This window comes from Streptosporangiales bacterium, assembly GCA_009379825.1.
Taxonomy (GTDB): Bacteria; Actinomycetota; Actinomycetes; order Streptosporangiales; family WHST01; genus WHST01.
The window spans coordinates 1-13,633 of sequence record WHTA01000010.1 but is presented as its reverse complement, the minus strand read 5'-3'; the positions used below and the strand labels follow the sequence as shown (position 1 = coordinate 13,633).

Here is a 13,633-nt window from a genome sequence, read left to right as displayed (position 1 = left end):
CGGTCGCCGTCGATCCGAGTAGTCGGTTACTCGCCTCCGACCGTGATGATCGTCGCGTCCCACGCGGTCGCCGCCCGCGATGCTGCGGGACCAGCCAGCGAATTCGAGTAGTGCGCCACTCGTGCCCGATCCGTACGTCCGCGGCACGCTGAGACGAGCGCCCACCAGCGGCGCCGACGCACCTCCGCCTCGGACGGGAGGTCGACTGTGGACGTACGGTCGGCCGTGCCAGGGTTGCCACTGCGACTGGCCCAGAATCTGGGTGACCCCGCGATCTGCATCGCCGTTCTCGACGGTCCCGTCGACCAGGCGCACCCGTGTCTCGCCGGGGCGGATCTGACCAGGCTCGGGACCCTCGTGCAGGATCCCGCGGGAATCGGCCCGATGTCGCTGCACGGTACGCACGTGACGAGCTTGCTCTTCGGCCAACCCGGTTCGCCCGTCGTCGGTATCGCGCCGCGCTGCCGCGGGTTGCTACTGCCGGTGTTCCGCGACGGCAGCGACACGCGCGTGTCGCAGCTCGATCTCGCGCGAGCCATCGAGCGTGCGGTGCAAGAGGGCGCCCACGTCGTGAACATCAGCGGTGGTGAGCGCACCCCTGGCGGAGTGCCGGACCCCATCCTCGCCCGAGCGCTACAACTGTGCGAGGACAACGGCGTGCTCGTCGTAGCCGCGGTCGGCAACGACGGATGCGACTGTCTGCAGGTGCCCGCGGCGGTCTCCTCGGTGGTCGCCGTCGGTGCGACGGACGGGAGCGGCGAGCCGCTCGCGGCGAACAACTGGGGCGAGGAGTACCAGAACAACGGTGTGCTCGCCCCTGGCCAGCACATCGTGGGCGCGGCGCCCGGTGGCGGGGAGCAGGCGCTCACCGGCAGCAGCTTCGCCACGCCCGTGGTGTCCGGCGTCGCCGCGCTGTTGCTGGCGAGCCAGTTGGCCGATGGGCACGCGCCCGATCCGTTGGCGGTACGCGACGCCATCGTCGGCGGCGCTACCGAATGCGACCCGGTGGTCGCACCCGACTGCCGTAAGTACCTCGCCGGAAAGCTCAACGGGGCAAGGGCGTACGCCCTGATCACTCGGGGAAGGGACATAGCTGTGACGACTTCCGACTCACCAACGATGCAAGCGCAGGACGTGCAGCCCGCGGCACAGCAGGCGGTGCCGGCTGCACCTGAAGCTCAGCCGGCGGGTGTACAGGCGGCGTGTGAGGGCGCCCCACCGGCCGAAGTGCCGGTCGAGCCCGCCGTAGGTGCGCAGGCCAGCGCGGTACCGGCAGCTGCCGCGCCCGCTCGGCCGGCACCCGGCGTGAGCCCGGCCGCCAGCTGCGAGTGCGGCGGGGAGAGTGCGAAGTCGCTGGTCTACGTGATCGGCACGATCGGCTTCGACTTCCGTACCGAGGCGCGCAGGGACAGCTTCCGGCAACAGATGGACCCGTTCGCGGTGTCCGCGCCGGGCGGCGAGCAGCCCGAGACCTACACCACGGTGGCGGCGAACCCGTACGACCCCAACCAGCTCAGTGCCTACCTGGCGCGGAATCCGTGGGCGTCGGACAAGCTGACGTGGACCCTCAACATGGACCGCACTCCGCTCTACGCGCTCGAGGCGGAGCTGCCGGTCGGCATGGACTGGGGCGAGCCGGTCGTCGACCCGACCTGGGACAGTGATCGCCTCGAGCAGGCGGCCGGCCGGCCGGCGGATCTCGCCGAGATGCTGACCAACCTGTCCGCCTTCCCGCCGGTGTCGCACGTGTACAAGATGTTCAGGGACGCGATCGCCGGGCAGGCACGCCCGGTCGACGAGGGCGGCTTCATCTCCCGGGTGTCCGTTCCCGGTGTGCTGACGAACCGCACGGTGCGGCTGTTCTCCGGACAGGTCGTGCCCGTCGTCGAGGTCAAGAGCCGCGGCATCCACACCTGGAACGAAGCGGCGTTGGTGGAAGCCTCCGTGGAGCAGGTCACCGCCGATGTCGCGAAGACCACGGAGGACGAGCTCGACGAAGACATCCTGCGGCAGAACGTCCGGGCCTTCCTGGACAAGGTGTACTACCAGTTCAGGAACCTCGGCCAGACGCCGGCCGACCGTGCGCTGAACTACGCGGGCACCAACGCGTTCATGTTCACCAACGAGATCAGGGCAGGCCTGATGTCCGGCAGGTACGTGCCGGGCAGGAACGTCGGCCTCTACACGCTGGACACCATCACCGTCGCGAAGAGCCCTTACGACCGGGTCGACTCGGACTGCTGGGACGTCGTGGCGACCTTCTTCGACCCGGAGAACGAGAGACGCGCCCGGGTCTCGTACCTGTTCACCATCGACGTCAGCGACGAGCTGCCCGTCAGCCTTGCGCCCGCGCACCGGTTCCTCGGTACCTGAGCGGTGGCCACGATTCCTAGGAGGTAACCGATGTCGAGCCCACTGCGATCCCGGCGGTCGACCGTCGCGCTGCCGGTCCAGGCACGCCCGGTGAACCGGGATCACTACGACCTGGCGTGGCAGGAGTCCGAAGGTGGTGTGGAAGCAGCCCAGTCGCGCTGTAGCCACCTCAGGGGCATGGCCAGGCAGATGTGCTACGCGACGCAGTACGGGGTGTCGGTCTAGGCGTCCGCCGACGCCTGGCGCTGACCGGCCGCAGGTGGAACGCAACCACGAGGAGACGAGATGACGCACACAGCGAACCTGCACATGCCGCTGCAGGCGGCACCAGTGAACCGCATCGGTCCGTCGGCGGCCACGGCCACCGGCAACGGCGTGGAGGCCAACCTCTGGGGCTTGCCGATCGGTGACGTCCTCGAGGGCGCCGGTGGAGTGGTGTGGCCCTACGCCAAGGAGTGGCTGAACAGCTGAACGACCACGCCAGCACGAAGGTTCATCGAGTGAGGAGTGAGAGATGATCGACCAGCCGATTCACACAAAGGCCGCACTGCGGTCGCCGGCACTGAGCCTGCCGTCGCAGGCGGTGCCGGTGACGCGTGCCGGCGCGGGTGGTGCCAGTGGTGGTGGTGTCGAGGCCGACGGCCTCTTCGACGACATCGTCCGCGGTGTCGGCACCGTCGCCCAGACAGCGCTGCCGATCCTGGGCGGTTTCGGTATCTGACCGGGGCGTGCTGACCGGGCCGCCGGCGACAGAGCTGACGGCCCGGTCGGCTGCAAGTTCATGGCGTGAGCGCGCTTCGGCGCGCAGACGACGGGAGTACGCACGTGCGACTCAACCTGCCAGTGCAGCGGCCGATCGACCGCCGGGTGACATACGAGCAGTTCATGGAACGGAAGCCGATCATCGACCCGAACAGCGGCGAACTCCTCGAGGTCCTCGTCGTGCCGCTCGGCGGCAACTACGGTGACCATCACCCGGGCGACCCGAGCTGGTTCCGTCACCCGGGTACGCGGGGGTGGAGCTGTCCACCTGCCGCGGCAGCCTGCGTGTGGCTCGGCTTCGGGTGACCATGGCAACCGGACCTGCGGTGCGTGATGGCACCCGTGCCCGGTTGGTGCGTGCCACGTTCAACGCCGCGGCGGAGCACTTCGACGACCCGCAGCTGTTCTTCTGGGACCACTGCGGCGCGCGGACCGTCGCTCTGGCCGGCGTCGCGCCCGGGCACCGCGTACTGGACGTCTGCTGCGGCACGGGCGCGTCGGCGTTGCCCGCCGCTGCGCGAGTGGCGCCGGTCGGCTCCGTCGTCGGCATCGACATCGCGGACGGTCCACTGGCGCGGGCACGGGTGAAGGCCGCACGGCAGGGCCTGACCAACGTGCGCTTCGTCCGCGGTGAGATGACGGCGTTGGACCAGCCGGACGCGACCTACGATGTGGTGCTCTGCGTGCTCGGGCTGTACTTCGCCGTCGAGCTGCCGGCGGTGGTGGCCGAGCTGTGGCGCGTCGTGCGGCCAGGCGGCACCCTCGCGGTGACCACCTGGGGTGCTCGGGCGCTCGAGCCCGGCAACGCCATGTACCTGGACGCGGTCGGCGCGGTCCGTCCTGACCTGCGACCGGCGAGCATCCCGTGGGAGCGGATCAACAGCCCGGAGAAGCTCGCCGGGGTGTTCGCCGCAGCCGGCCTGCCGGCCCCGGCCGTCGAGCGCGAGACCGTTACACGTCCGACGGACCCGGACGCCTTCTGGACCGTCATCCTCGGATCCGGCTACCGGTTGCTGGTCGACGCGATGGACCGGATTGCCGCGAGCCGGGTGCGCGCGGCCCTGCGCGAGCGGATGACCGAAGAACGCGTCGACCGGCTGACCGCCGACCTGCTCTACGCGCGCGCCGCCAAGCGCGCCTGACCGCAGTCGTTGGCGCCGACGGGCCCGGTCAGCCGGGCAGGGCGACGTCGAGGTCGAGCCAGCGCGCCAGGTCGCTGATCTCGCGGCGCACGGCAGCAGTCATGGTCTTGCTGAACGCGGCGTCCTCGTGCACGGCGTTCACCTGGAGCACGCCGGCCTTGCGGTCGGCGGTGGCGTCGAGCTTGCCGACCAGCCGGTCGCCGTACAGGATCGGCAGCGCGAAGTAGCCCCAGCGGCGGTTGGCCGCCGGCTTGTACATCTCCAGGTAGTACTCGAACTCGAAGAGCTCGACCGTGCGTCTGCGGTCGTGCAGCAGCCGGTCGAACGGGGACAGCAACGCCGCGCGCCCGGCGAACGGCCGGCCCAGGTACGACGGGTCGACGCGCCAGGTGCCCGGCACCCCCTCGACCGTCGCCGGCTCGCCGGCCTCGCCCACGTCGCTCGGTTCGCCCGGGCTCACCGGCGCCGTGGCGCGGGCGATGCCGAGCGCGCGCAGCCGCCGCTCGTTGCGGACGCGCAGCGCATCGTCGGCCGGGACCACAGGGTCGTCCGGGTACACCCGGGTGGCCAGGTCCCACAGCCGGTCGCGGCCCCTGCGCCCGGCGATCGCCACCTCGCCGCGCTGCACCATGAAGTCGAGCAGCCGGGTGACGTTGCGGTTGTTGGTCCACCCGGTCGACGCCCAGGGCACCGCGCAGGTGTCCGGCAGCTCGCGTGAACGCAGCGGGCCGGCGGCGTCCAGCCGCGACACGATGTCGCGGCGGCACGCGTCGTTGGCCCGTACCCAGTCGCGGTGCCTCAGCTGCCAGTCGCTCAGCTCGCCGCGCCCGGGCCACTCGGCCATCTCCGCGCGGTAGAGCGCCAGGTCAAGGCTTGGCCGGATCATCGCGTGCAGCTCGAGCAGTGCCCGGTGGGCCAGGGCGGCGTCCAGCTCGTCCGGCGAGTACGACGCGCCGAGCCGGCTCCACGCCACCAGGTGCGCGTTCGGCGCGATGGCGGCGGTCGGGTCGAGCTGCAGCAGGGTCAGGTGGTGCACCACGTCGAACAGTGCAGTGGGCCGCTGTTTGGTCAGCAGCTGGGCGTGCACGGCGATGCGCCGTGCCTCGGTGCGGGACAGTGTGTGGACGGTCACGCCACGAGGCTAGGCGGTGACTCCGACAGCCGCACCTGCCCGTTGGCTGTGGTGCCTATGCCCGCGCCTTCCGATCCGATGGACTACCGCGCCGGTGACGCCGACCGTGAGCGCACGGCGGAGATCATCCGGCAGGCGGCCGGCGACGGCCGGATCTCGCTCGACGAGCTGGAGACCCGGCTGACGGCCACCTACGCGTCGCAGACGTATGCCGCGCTCGCCGAGGTCACCGCCGACCTGCCGCCGTCCGCCGGCCTGCCCGCGCTGCGGTCGGACAGCAAGCCGTTGCAGCTGGTGGGCAAGGGCGGTTCGGTGCGGCGCAAGGGACGCTGGCAGGTGCCGAGCCGGGTGGTCATCGATCGCATGCACGGTTCGGTGCGGCTGGACTTCCGGCATGCGGTGTTCGCCGCGGATGTCACCACGATCGAGGTGTCGATGAAGCATGGCTCCCTCACCCTGCTCCTGCCGGACGGCGCGACCGCCGCGGTCGACTGCATCGTGCAGTGGGGAGCGTTCGCAACAAGGTTCCCGAGATACCGTCGTCCGGCCACCCGCACCTGGTGGTCACCGGCGAGAAGGAATACGGTTCGCTGGTCGCGCGCTACGGCTACGGCCACCGCTGGCGCCGCATCCGCTGAGCGTCAGGAGAACGGCGTGTGCGGCCGCGGTCGGGGCTCGCCGTCGAGGGTCACGTCGACGCGCTCGTCGTAGAAGCAGGCCAGGCCGGTGATCTTCTGGCTCTCCGGCAGCGGCGCCGGGTACGTCCACACCACGTTCTCGTGCAGCTGGTCGCCGACCGCGACGTGCCAGTAGTGCGCGGTGCCCTTGTACGGGCAGTGCGTGCGGTGGTCGGACGGGCGCAGCAGGTCCATGCGTACGTCGGTGAGCGGCAGGTAGTGGCGGGGCAGCAGGCTGGTCTCGAACAGGATCCGCGGCTGGCGGGACTCGGCGACGACCACACCGTCCACCTGCACGACGACGTGCCGGGAGCTGGCGAGCACGTCGATCCGCTTGTACGGGTCGCGCGGGTGCACGGCGACGGGTTCGTCCTCCTCGAACCACTGGTCCATCGCGTGCCAGTCCAGCCGCACCAGGCCGCGCACGGCGTCATCGGCGCCGTCGCCGTACCGCAGCGCCGCCGCCGACGCGGTGTGCGCTCCGACCACGACGTCGCAGACCGCCGCCTCCCCGCGTTCGTCGGTGCGGTCGACGGCACCTGTGGGTGTCAGCTCGGCGTGGATGTCGCCGGTCGGCAGGTAGTAGGCCGGGTAGTAGGGGTGCTCCCACACGAGCACCGGCCGCCGGGTGTCCGCGACGAGCTGCCCGCCGAGGTACGCGCGTACGCGCTTCTGTCCGGTCTCGGTCTTGAGGGCGTCCGTCATGCAGCCAGCCTAGGCACGCTCTCGCCTAGGCTGTGCGCGTGCGGGATCCGAGGCGGTTACCGAAGGCGCATCTGCACGTCCACCTGGAGAGCACGATCCGCCCGTCGACGTTGCGCGACCTCGCCGCCGTGCACGGTGTGCGGGTGCCGCAGGAGCTGTCGGGCGGCCGGCACCGGTTCGGCGGGTTCGCGGACTTCCTCGCGCAGAACGAGCTCGTACGGTCCTGCCTACGCCGGCCGGACGACTTCCGTAAGGTGGCGTACCAGCTGTGCGCGGACCACGCTGCGGACGGCGTGGCCTACGTCGAGGTGTCGTTCACCGCGGCCGCGCACGGCGAACGGCTGGGTGAGCTCGACATGCCGCTGGCCAACGTGCTCGCCGGGCTCGCCCGCGGGCGCGCGGAGTTCGGCATCGACTACGGCGTGATCCTCGACCACTCCAGGCGCCGGTCGGTGACGCGGGCGTGGCGCACCCTCGAGCTCGCGCTCGCGTACGCGACCGACGGCGTGGTGGCGGTCGGGCTGGCCGGTGACGAGAGCTACCCGGGCGACCCGTTCGTGGACGTCTTCGACGCTGCGCGAGAGAACGGACTGCACGTGGTGCATCACGCCGGCGAGGCGGCAGGCGCGGCGAGCGTACGCCAGGCACTGCGCGACGGCCGTGCCGAACGGATCGGGCACGGTATCCGGGTGCTCGAGGACGAGGACCTCGTAGCCGAGGTGCGGGACCTGCGGATACCGCTCGAGGTCTGCCCGTCGTCGAACGTCGCGCTTGGCTTCGCTTCCTCGTTCGAGACGCACCCGCTGCCCAGGCTCCGCGAAGCGGGCTTGCAGGTGACCGTCAACACCGACATCCCCGCGATGACCGGAGCCGACCTGACAGGCGAGTACACCCGGGTGCGCGACGCGTACGCGTACGACGACACCGAGCTGGCCGGGCTCGCCCGTAACGCCGTGGATGCGTCCTTCGCGCCGCCGGACGTGAAGCGGCGGCTGCACGCCGGCATCGACGGCTGGCTGACCTGACCCCGGGTATGGTCTGCGGCATGGCGTACGTCGATCTGCCCTCGCTGAACCTCAGCGGCGAATGGAACGTGACCGAGCCGGAGCGAGCGATCGCCGCGCGGCTGGTGCCGCTGCTCCCAGAACCGGTCGCCGACGGCGCAGATGTGGAGCAGCGGTGGGCAGTCGCTTACCGCCAGCTCGGCACGGTGATCGAGGTGATCCGCACAAGCGGGGAGGAGCTGTTCGCCGGCCACGAGGGCGGGATCACGAGCGTCCCTGGCACGGTCACCATGGTGGACATGATGTTCGACCTCGTGCAGGCGATCAGCGGCTCCGAGCCGTACCGGGCGTACCTGCAGACGGGGCAGGACCGCGACCGGGCGGTGATGGAGAACTGGCTGACCGAGCTGGAGTCCGAGCTCGCGCAGTTCCTGGCTTTGCTCAACCAGGCTGCGAGTCCGCAGAAGTCGTAGTTTCACCGGCGAAGCGGCGTTCCCAGGCGGCCAGCACGTCCGGTGCGGTGCGCTTGGTCAGCAGGCTGACCACGACGAAGACGACCAGGTTGCTGGCCATCCCGTAGATGATCGGCTCGTTGGAGAACAGCCCCTGCGTCACCATCAACACGATCACGACCACGCTGCTGACCAGGATCGCCGACACCGCGCCGACTGCCGTGGCACGGCGCCAGAACAGCGCTCCCACGATGGGCACGAACAGCGCGCCGGTGAGCAGGTCGTACGCGACCGTCAGCGCGCCGACCACGTCGCCGACCACGACCGCCGTGACGAGCGTCGCGACACCGACCACCACGAGCGCGATACGGCTCGCGGCGACCCGGTTGTGCGCGCCGCGGGCGAGGAACCCGCCGTACACGTCGTGCGCCAGCAGGGTCGACGACGCCATCAACCCGGCGCTCGCGGTCGACATCACCGCGGCGAGCGCGGCCGCGATCACCAGCCCGCTGACGCCCATCGGCAACACCTCGGTCGCGATCTCGGCGAACGCGCTGTCCGGCGAGTCCAGGCGCGGGAGCAACGCCTTCGCCGCGGCACCGACGAGTGCGCCGGCGATCGCGTAGAGGATGCAGTACCCGCCCGCGGTGATGCTGCCCCACCGCGCGACGCGTGGGCTGCGTGCGGTGAACAGGCGCTGCCAGATGTCCTGCCCGATCATCAGGCCGAAGAAGTACAGCAGGAAGTACGTCGCGATGGTCTGTCCGCCGATCGCGCCGAAGTCGAAGTACGAGGCGGGCAGCTCTGCGCGCAGGCCGGACAGGCCACCCGCGCGGGACAGCGTCACCGGCAGCAGCGCGAAGAAGATGCCCACGGTCATCACCCAGAACTGCAGCACGTCGGTCAGCGTGATCGACCACATGCCACCGGCCACCGAGTACGCGACTACCAGCCCGCCGGCGAGCACGATCGCGAGCTTCGGGTCCATCCCGAGTACCGGTGCGAAGACCGCGCCGATCGCGATCGTCGACGTGACCGCGATCATCATCGCGTACGCGGCCACGACGAAGGCGCTGATCAGCTTCGCCGCGCGGCCGTACCTGTGCTCCAGTGCCTCGGACACCGTGACGACGCCGAGCCGGGAGAGGCGGGTCGACATCAACACACCGAGTGCCATCACGCCGAGGCCGATCATGAACACCAGCCACATGCCCGAGATGCCGTGCTGGTAACCGAGTCCGACGCCACCGATGGTCGACGCACCGCCTAGGACAACGGCGCTGAGCGTGCCCACGTACATGACCGGTCCGAGGCGTCTGCCCGCCACGAGGAAGTCCTCGGCGCTGCGAGCCCGCCGTAACCCCCAGTACCCGGCACCCGCGATGACCACGAAGTAAGCAATTATCACGATTGTGTCGAGCATCGGCCGGCCTCCCAGCAACGGTGTGTGGGTGTGCCAGGGAAAGTTTGGTCCGGCGCGCGCGAGTTGGCAACAGCTGTTGCCGCGGGATCAGCGTCCGATTCCGGTGAGCAGGGTAGCGACGACCGGCTCGATCGCGGGTTCGGTCGGGCTCGTGTCGGGCTGCAGTAGGCCGGCGAGCACGGTGTCGTGACAGATGCCGACGAGCATTGCTGCGGCGGTGTCGACGTGGGCGTCCGGATCGAGCCGGCCGAGTGCCCGCTCGGCGCGCAGGTAGTCGGTCAGCCGGTCGCGCCACTGTTCGCCGTGCTCGTCCAGCTCCGCGAACCTGGTGAGCACGGTGGGTCGGTTGAGCAGCCCGGCGAACGCCGGCAGGATCGCCCGGTGCATGGTCAGGCCGTACGCGAGGTACGCACGGAGGTTGGCTTCGACGGTGCCGGCGCCGGGGTCTGGAAGCGGGGCCAGGCTCTCCTCGACGGTGCGGACGTGGGTGCGCAGCGCGGTGGCGATCAGCTCTTCCCTGTCGGTGAAGTGGTTGTAGAGCACGCCGTCGGCGACGCCGGCCTCGCGGGCGATCGCGCGTACGGTGAGTCCTGCCGTCCCGTGGCTGGCGATGATGCGTTCGGTGCTGGCGATCAGGTGCTCGCGCAGGCTCGGGCTGTCGTCGTCGCGCAGTGCCGCTGCTCTCCTGGGTGACATGTCGCCCGTCAGGAGTGCGCGGGAGCGGCGGCGGTCACCAACCACGCGGTGCCGCGCAGGCGGACCGCGTCGGGCTCGGCGAAGTCGCGCAGCGCGGCGGTGAGCGCGTCGCGGGCCTGCGCGGCGGACTCCGCGTCCACCTGGCCCAGGTGGTACCTGACCGGTCCCCAACCGGTGATGAACTCGGCCGCGTCCGCGACGTCGCGCCCCCAGATCTGGTCGACCTCGACGCGCGTGCAGGTGACGTCCTCGAACCCGGCGGCGGCCAGCACCGACCGGGTGTGCTCGGGGTCGGCCAGCGACGTCGGGCCGCTCCCGTCCTCGCCCGTGGGCCGAGGCAGGTACGGGCCCATCGCGCCGAACACCGTACCGAGGTCGGTGCCGGTGAGCGCGGTCATGCACGCGAACGCGAGCCGTCCCGCAGGGCGCAGGGCGCGGCGGATGTTGGCGAACGCGGCGACCGGGTCGGCGAAGAACATCACGCCGAACCGGCTCATCGCGACGTCGAACGCAGCGTCGGGGAACGGGTACACCTGCGCATCGCCATGCTCGAAGGACACGTTGGGAACCTGCTCCGCCGCGGCGCGGTCGCGCGCCCGCGCGAGCATCGGCCCCGACAGGTCCAGACCGGACGCGTGCCCCAGCCGCGCCCGACGCGCTGCCAGCCGGGTCAGCTGGCCGTTCCCGCAGCCGACGTCGAGTACCCGAGCCCGCTCGCCGATCGCGGCGGCCTCGAGCAGGGCGTCGTTGAAGCCGCTGTTCACCGCGTCGTAGCGGTCCTGGTGGGCGGCCCAGTGCTCGCCCTCGTACCCGTTCCACGCCTCCGCCTGCGCGGTGTTGACGATGCCTGCCACCTGGATATCCTCCGACCACCAAGGTTCTGAACAGATGTTCATGACCGTCTGTTCAGAATCCTTCATCGACGAGCCACTGTCAACCGCGCCTGCGCCGGGTCAGCAGCAGGACGCACGCGACGGCGCCGAGCGCCACGGTGACGAGTCCCGAGCCGCCGAGCGTCGCCTGCGGGCCGAATGCCGTGGTGGGCGGTCCGCCGAGCGCCGTGCCGAGCGGCGACGCGGTGAGCAGCGCCGCGCTTCGGGCGGCGAGCATCGCGGCCAGGTGCTGCGGCGGCGACTTCTCCTGCATGAGCGTCACCGAGAGCGCGACGAACGGTCCGTAGATCGCGCCGCCGACCGTGAAGCACGCGACGGTGACGGCCGTCGGCACGTCGAACCCGAACGGCAGCAGTGTGAGCCCCCAGCCGACCACGATGGCGACCGTCACCGGCCAGAGCGGCAGTTGCCGCAGCGCGCCGACCGCGATCCCGCCGAGCACTGCGCCGATGCCGAACAGCATCCAGTAGAGGCCGAGCAGCGTGCCCGGTGCGTGTAGGACGTCGGTCACGTGCAGCGGTAGGGCGACCTCGACCGGGCCGTAGAGGAAGTTGAAGAACCAGGTGAGCGTGAGCAGCCCGAGCAGCTCGGGATGCGACCGCAGCAACGCGAGCCCGCCGCGGGCGGCCGTCTGGTCGACGGGGGAGACGTGCCCGGACGACGGCAGCCTGATCCGCGCGACGAGCACCGCAACGAACACGTAGGTGAGAGCGTCCAGGCCGAGCACGAGCGCCGAGCTGACGTACGTCACGAGCACACCGGCGATCGCGGGCCCGGCGATCGTGGCGGCGAAGTTGACCGAGCTCACGAGGGTGTTCGCGGCGAGCCGCTGCTCGTCCGGCAGCAGCTCGGCCAGCAGGGTGTACTTGCCAGCGCTGCCCCATGCGTGCAGCAGCGAAGAGACCGCGAGCACCACGACGTACAGCGGCGGCGTGAGCAGTCCGGCGAGCCAGGCGAGCGGTACGGCGCCGAGGAACACACCGCGCACCACGTTGTCGGCGAGCAGCAGCTGCCTTGCCGGTACCCGGCGCAGCCGGCGACCGAGCACCAGCGCGCCTACTACGCCAGGCAACGTGTACGCGGCCACCGCGCCGCCCACCCACAGCCCTGCGGTCGCCTGTGGCGCGAGCTCGATGGCGAGCCACGCCACCGCGACGAAGCTCATCCCGTCCCCGAGGTACGAGACTGCGAAGCCGAGGATCAGCCGCAGGAACACCCGGTTGGCGAGCACCGGGCGGTAGGCGGAGGGGACGAGACGCCAGACCACCGTCGACCGCGGTTCAGCTCAGCGCAGGCGGCTACGTCAGTTCTCAGCTCACGGCTTTCTTCACGAGCGCGGCGATCTTTGCCTCGTCGGCGGCGGTCAACTCCGTCAGTGCGAAGGCGGTCGGCCACATGGAGCCTTCGTCGAGGTTCGCCGGGTCGTTGAAGCCGAGCGTCGCGTACCGCGACTTGAACTTGTCTGCGCCCTGGAAGAAGCAGAGGACCTTGCCGTCCTTGGCGTACGCGGGCATCCCGTACCAGATTCTCGGCGCGAGGGTGGGAGCGCTGGCCGTTATGACGGCATGGAGCCGCTCGGCCATGGTGCGATCCGGTTCCGGCATCTCGGCGATCTTCGCGAGCAGGTCGCTCTCCCCGTCGGCCTTGCCGCCGCGACGTCCCTTCAGCTCCTTGGCGCGCTCCATCATCGCGGCCCGTTCCTCGTCCGTGAATCCCGGAGAAGTCTTCTTCGCGCTCTTCTTCGCGGCCTTTCGTTCAGCCATGATGTCTCCATCCATCGTGCGGGGCGGTATTTGCTGTCACCCTAGTCGCGGCCCTGAACCCGTGCTTCTCGATTCCTGATCGCTCTGGTCGACCTGTTTCGCGCCACATAGGCTGTGCCCATGGCCATCCTGCACCGCGCTACCGTCACGCCGAGCAAGCCAGAACTCGTCGAGTCGTGGCTCGACCAGCAGCCGTGGGGCGGCTCCGGCGAGATCGAGACGATCGGGAGTTACCGCTTCGACGATCCCGAGGGGGAGGTCGGTGTGGAGGCGATGCTCGTGCGCCGTGCAGGGCGTGTGCTGCAGGTGCCGATGACCTACCGTGCCGCGCCGCTCGAGCATGCGGAAGCACACCTGATCGGAAGGGCGGAGCATTCCGTCCTCGGGACGCGCTGGGTCTATGACGGGACCAGGGATCCGGTGGCACTGGAGTGCTTCACCCGTGCGCTGGCCGGCGAGCAGGAGCAGGCAACCCTAGATGAGTGATTCCTTGAAGGGTGTGGTCGGCGCGGCTGCGGAGACGTGGGGCGGAGGGTGTTCAAGATCGATGTGTGACCAAAGAACTGAACACCCTCCTGACAGCACTGTATGTGGTGGTCGACGATCACGTG

17 protein-coding genes are annotated in these 13,633 nt (G+C 70.3%); 10 read left to right on the top strand and 7 right to left on the bottom strand.

Annotated elements, in window-relative coordinates; genetic code table 11:
* Window positions 1–207 precede the first annotated feature (207 nt).
* From GEV07_07365 to GEV07_07340, 6 genes are all read left to right on the top strand, one after another.
* On the top strand, window positions 208–2,373 hold the full coding sequence (locus GEV07_07365) for a S8 family serine peptidase (protein ID MQA02535.1): 2,166 nt from the start codon (window positions 208–210) through the stop codon (window positions 2,371–2,373).
* A 30-nt stretch (window positions 2,374–2,403) separates the two neighbouring features.
* Entirely contained in the window at window positions 2,404–2,598 is a 195-nt protein-coding gene (locus GEV07_07360; protein MQA02534.1) for a hypothetical protein, read from the top strand.
* Window positions 2,599–2,658: 60 nt separating this feature from the next.
* Complete coding sequence (locus tag GEV07_07355) at window positions 2,659–2,844, top strand: hypothetical protein (GenBank protein MQA02533.1); 186 nt, start codon at window positions 2,659–2,661, stop codon at window positions 2,842–2,844.
* Between the two features lie 43 nt (window positions 2,845–2,887).
* Window positions 2,888–3,094, top strand: a complete 207-nt coding sequence (locus GEV07_07350) for a hypothetical protein (GenBank protein ID MQA02532.1) — start codon at window positions 2,888–2,890, stop codon at window positions 3,092–3,094.
* A 65-nt stretch (window positions 3,095–3,159) separates the two neighbouring features.
* Complete coding sequence (locus GEV07_07345; protein ID MQA02531.1) at window positions 3,160–3,441, top strand: hypothetical protein; 282 nt, start codon at window positions 3,160–3,162, stop codon at window positions 3,439–3,441.
* A gap of 2 nt (window positions 3,442–3,443) precedes the next feature.
* Complete coding sequence (locus GEV07_07340) at window positions 3,444–4,277, top strand: methyltransferase domain-containing protein (protein MQA02530.1); 834 nt, start codon at window positions 3,444–3,446, stop codon at window positions 4,275–4,277.
* Window positions 4,278–4,305: 28 nt separating this feature from the next.
* Here GEV07_07340 and GEV07_07335 read toward each other — a convergent pair whose 3' ends face one another.
* The gene (locus tag GEV07_07335) at window positions 4,306–5,409 is read right to left on the bottom strand and encodes a winged helix-turn-helix domain-containing protein (GenBank protein ID MQA02529.1); all 1,104 of its coding nucleotides are present in this window, start codon (window positions 5,407–5,409) and stop codon (window positions 4,306–4,308) included.
* Window positions 5,410–5,466: 57 nt separating this feature from the next.
* On the opposite strand from GEV07_07335, the gene GEV07_07330 reads away from it, so the two are divergent.
* Window positions 5,467–6,120: a DUF1707 domain-containing protein gene (locus GEV07_07330; GenBank protein ID MQA02528.1), complete on the top strand. Its 654-nt coding sequence runs from the start codon at window positions 5,467–5,469 to the stop codon at window positions 6,118–6,120.
* On the opposite strand, the gene GEV07_07325 is transcribed toward GEV07_07330, so the two are convergent.
* The gene (locus GEV07_07325; GenBank protein ID MQA02527.1) at window positions 6,051–6,791 is read right to left on the bottom strand and encodes a DUF427 domain-containing protein; all 741 of its coding nucleotides are present in this window, start codon (window positions 6,789–6,791) and stop codon (window positions 6,051–6,053) included. The two genes, GEV07_07330 and GEV07_07325, sit on opposite strands and share 70 nt — an antisense overlap.
* Window positions 6,792–6,829: 38 nt before the next feature.
* Here GEV07_07325 and add point away from each other — a divergent pair, with 38 nt between their 5' ends.
* Window positions 6,830–7,816: an adenosine deaminase gene (gene add, locus GEV07_07320; GenBank protein ID MQA02526.1), complete on the top strand. Its 987-nt coding sequence runs from the start codon at window positions 6,830–6,832 to the stop codon at window positions 7,814–7,816.
* Between the two features lie 20 nt (window positions 7,817–7,836).
* Window positions 7,837–8,268 (top strand): hypothetical protein, encoded by a 432-nt coding sequence (locus tag GEV07_07315; GenBank protein MQA02525.1) that lies wholly within the window; start codon window positions 7,837–7,839, stop codon window positions 8,266–8,268.
* On the opposite strand, the gene GEV07_07310 is transcribed toward GEV07_07315, so the two are convergent.
* The 5 genes from GEV07_07310 to GEV07_07290 all read right to left on the bottom strand — a co-directional run bounded on the left by GEV07_07310 (window position 8,237) and on the right by GEV07_07290 (window position 13,022).
* Window positions 8,237–9,670: a sodium:solute symporter gene (locus GEV07_07310; protein ID MQA02524.1), complete on the bottom strand. Its 1,434-nt coding sequence runs from the start codon at window positions 9,668–9,670 to the stop codon at window positions 8,237–8,239. The two genes, GEV07_07315 and GEV07_07310, sit on opposite strands and share 32 nt — an antisense overlap.
* 87 nt (window positions 9,671–9,757) lie before the next feature.
* On the bottom strand, window positions 9,758–10,366 hold the full coding sequence (locus tag GEV07_07305) for a TetR family transcriptional regulator (GenBank protein MQA02523.1): 609 nt from the start codon (window positions 10,364–10,366) through the stop codon (window positions 9,758–9,760).
* An 8-nt stretch (window positions 10,367–10,374) separates the two neighbouring features.
* The gene (locus GEV07_07300; GenBank protein ID MQA02522.1) at window positions 10,375–11,220 is read right to left on the bottom strand and encodes a methyltransferase domain-containing protein; all 846 of its coding nucleotides are present in this window, start codon (window positions 11,218–11,220) and stop codon (window positions 10,375–10,377) included.
* 79 nt (window positions 11,221–11,299) lie between these two features.
* Complete coding sequence (locus GEV07_07295) at window positions 11,300–12,526, bottom strand: MFS transporter (protein MQA02521.1); 1,227 nt, start codon at window positions 12,524–12,526, stop codon at window positions 11,300–11,302.
* A gap of 43 nt (window positions 12,527–12,569) precedes the next feature.
* Entirely contained in the window at window positions 12,570–13,022 is a 453-nt protein-coding gene (locus GEV07_07290) for a hypothetical protein (GenBank protein MQA02520.1), read from the bottom strand.
* A 120-nt stretch (window positions 13,023–13,142) separates the two neighbouring features.
* On the opposite strand from GEV07_07290, the gene GEV07_07285 reads away from it, so the two are divergent.
* A complete protein-coding gene (locus GEV07_07285; GenBank protein ID MQA02519.1) occupies window positions 13,143–13,508 on the top strand; it encodes a hypothetical protein in 366 nt (121 codons plus the stop codon).
* Window positions 13,509–13,633: the final 125 nt, after the last annotated feature.

Coding starts and splice junctions, on each gene's coding strand:
- GEV07_07315 (MQA02525.1), top strand. CDS start 7,837: ATGGCGTACGTCGATCTGCCCTCGCTGAACCTCAGCGGCGAATGGAAC.
- GEV07_07340 (MQA02530.1), top strand. CDS start 3,444: ATGGCAACCGGACCTGCGGTGCGTGATGGCACCCGTGCCCGGTTGGTG.
- GEV07_07350 (MQA02532.1), top strand. CDS start 2,888: ATGATCGACCAGCCGATTCACACAAAGGCCGCACTGCGGTCGCCGGCA.
- GEV07_07330 (MQA02528.1), top strand. CDS start 5,467: ATGCCCGCGCCTTCCGATCCGATGGACTACCGCGCCGGTGACGCCGAC.
- GEV07_07325 (MQA02527.1), bottom strand. CDS start 6,791: ATGACGGACGCCCTCAAGACCGAGACCGGACAGAAGCGCGTACGCGCG.
- GEV07_07310 (MQA02524.1), bottom strand. CDS start 9,670: ATGCTCGACACAATCGTGATAATTGCTTACTTCGTGGTCATCGCGGGT.
- GEV07_07285 (MQA02519.1), top strand. CDS start 13,143: ATGGCCATCCTGCACCGCGCTACCGTCACGCCGAGCAAGCCAGAACTC.
- GEV07_07305 (MQA02523.1), bottom strand. CDS start 10,366: ATGTCACCCAGGAGAGCAGCGGCACTGCGCGACGACGACAGCCCGAGC.
- GEV07_07355 (MQA02533.1), top strand. CDS start 2,659: ATGACGCACACAGCGAACCTGCACATGCCGCTGCAGGCGGCACCAGTG.
- GEV07_07290 (MQA02520.1), bottom strand. CDS start 13,022: ATGGCTGAACGAAAGGCCGCGAAGAAGAGCGCGAAGAAGACTTCTCCG.
- GEV07_07360 (MQA02534.1), top strand. CDS start 2,404: ATGTCGAGCCCACTGCGATCCCGGCGGTCGACCGTCGCGCTGCCGGTC.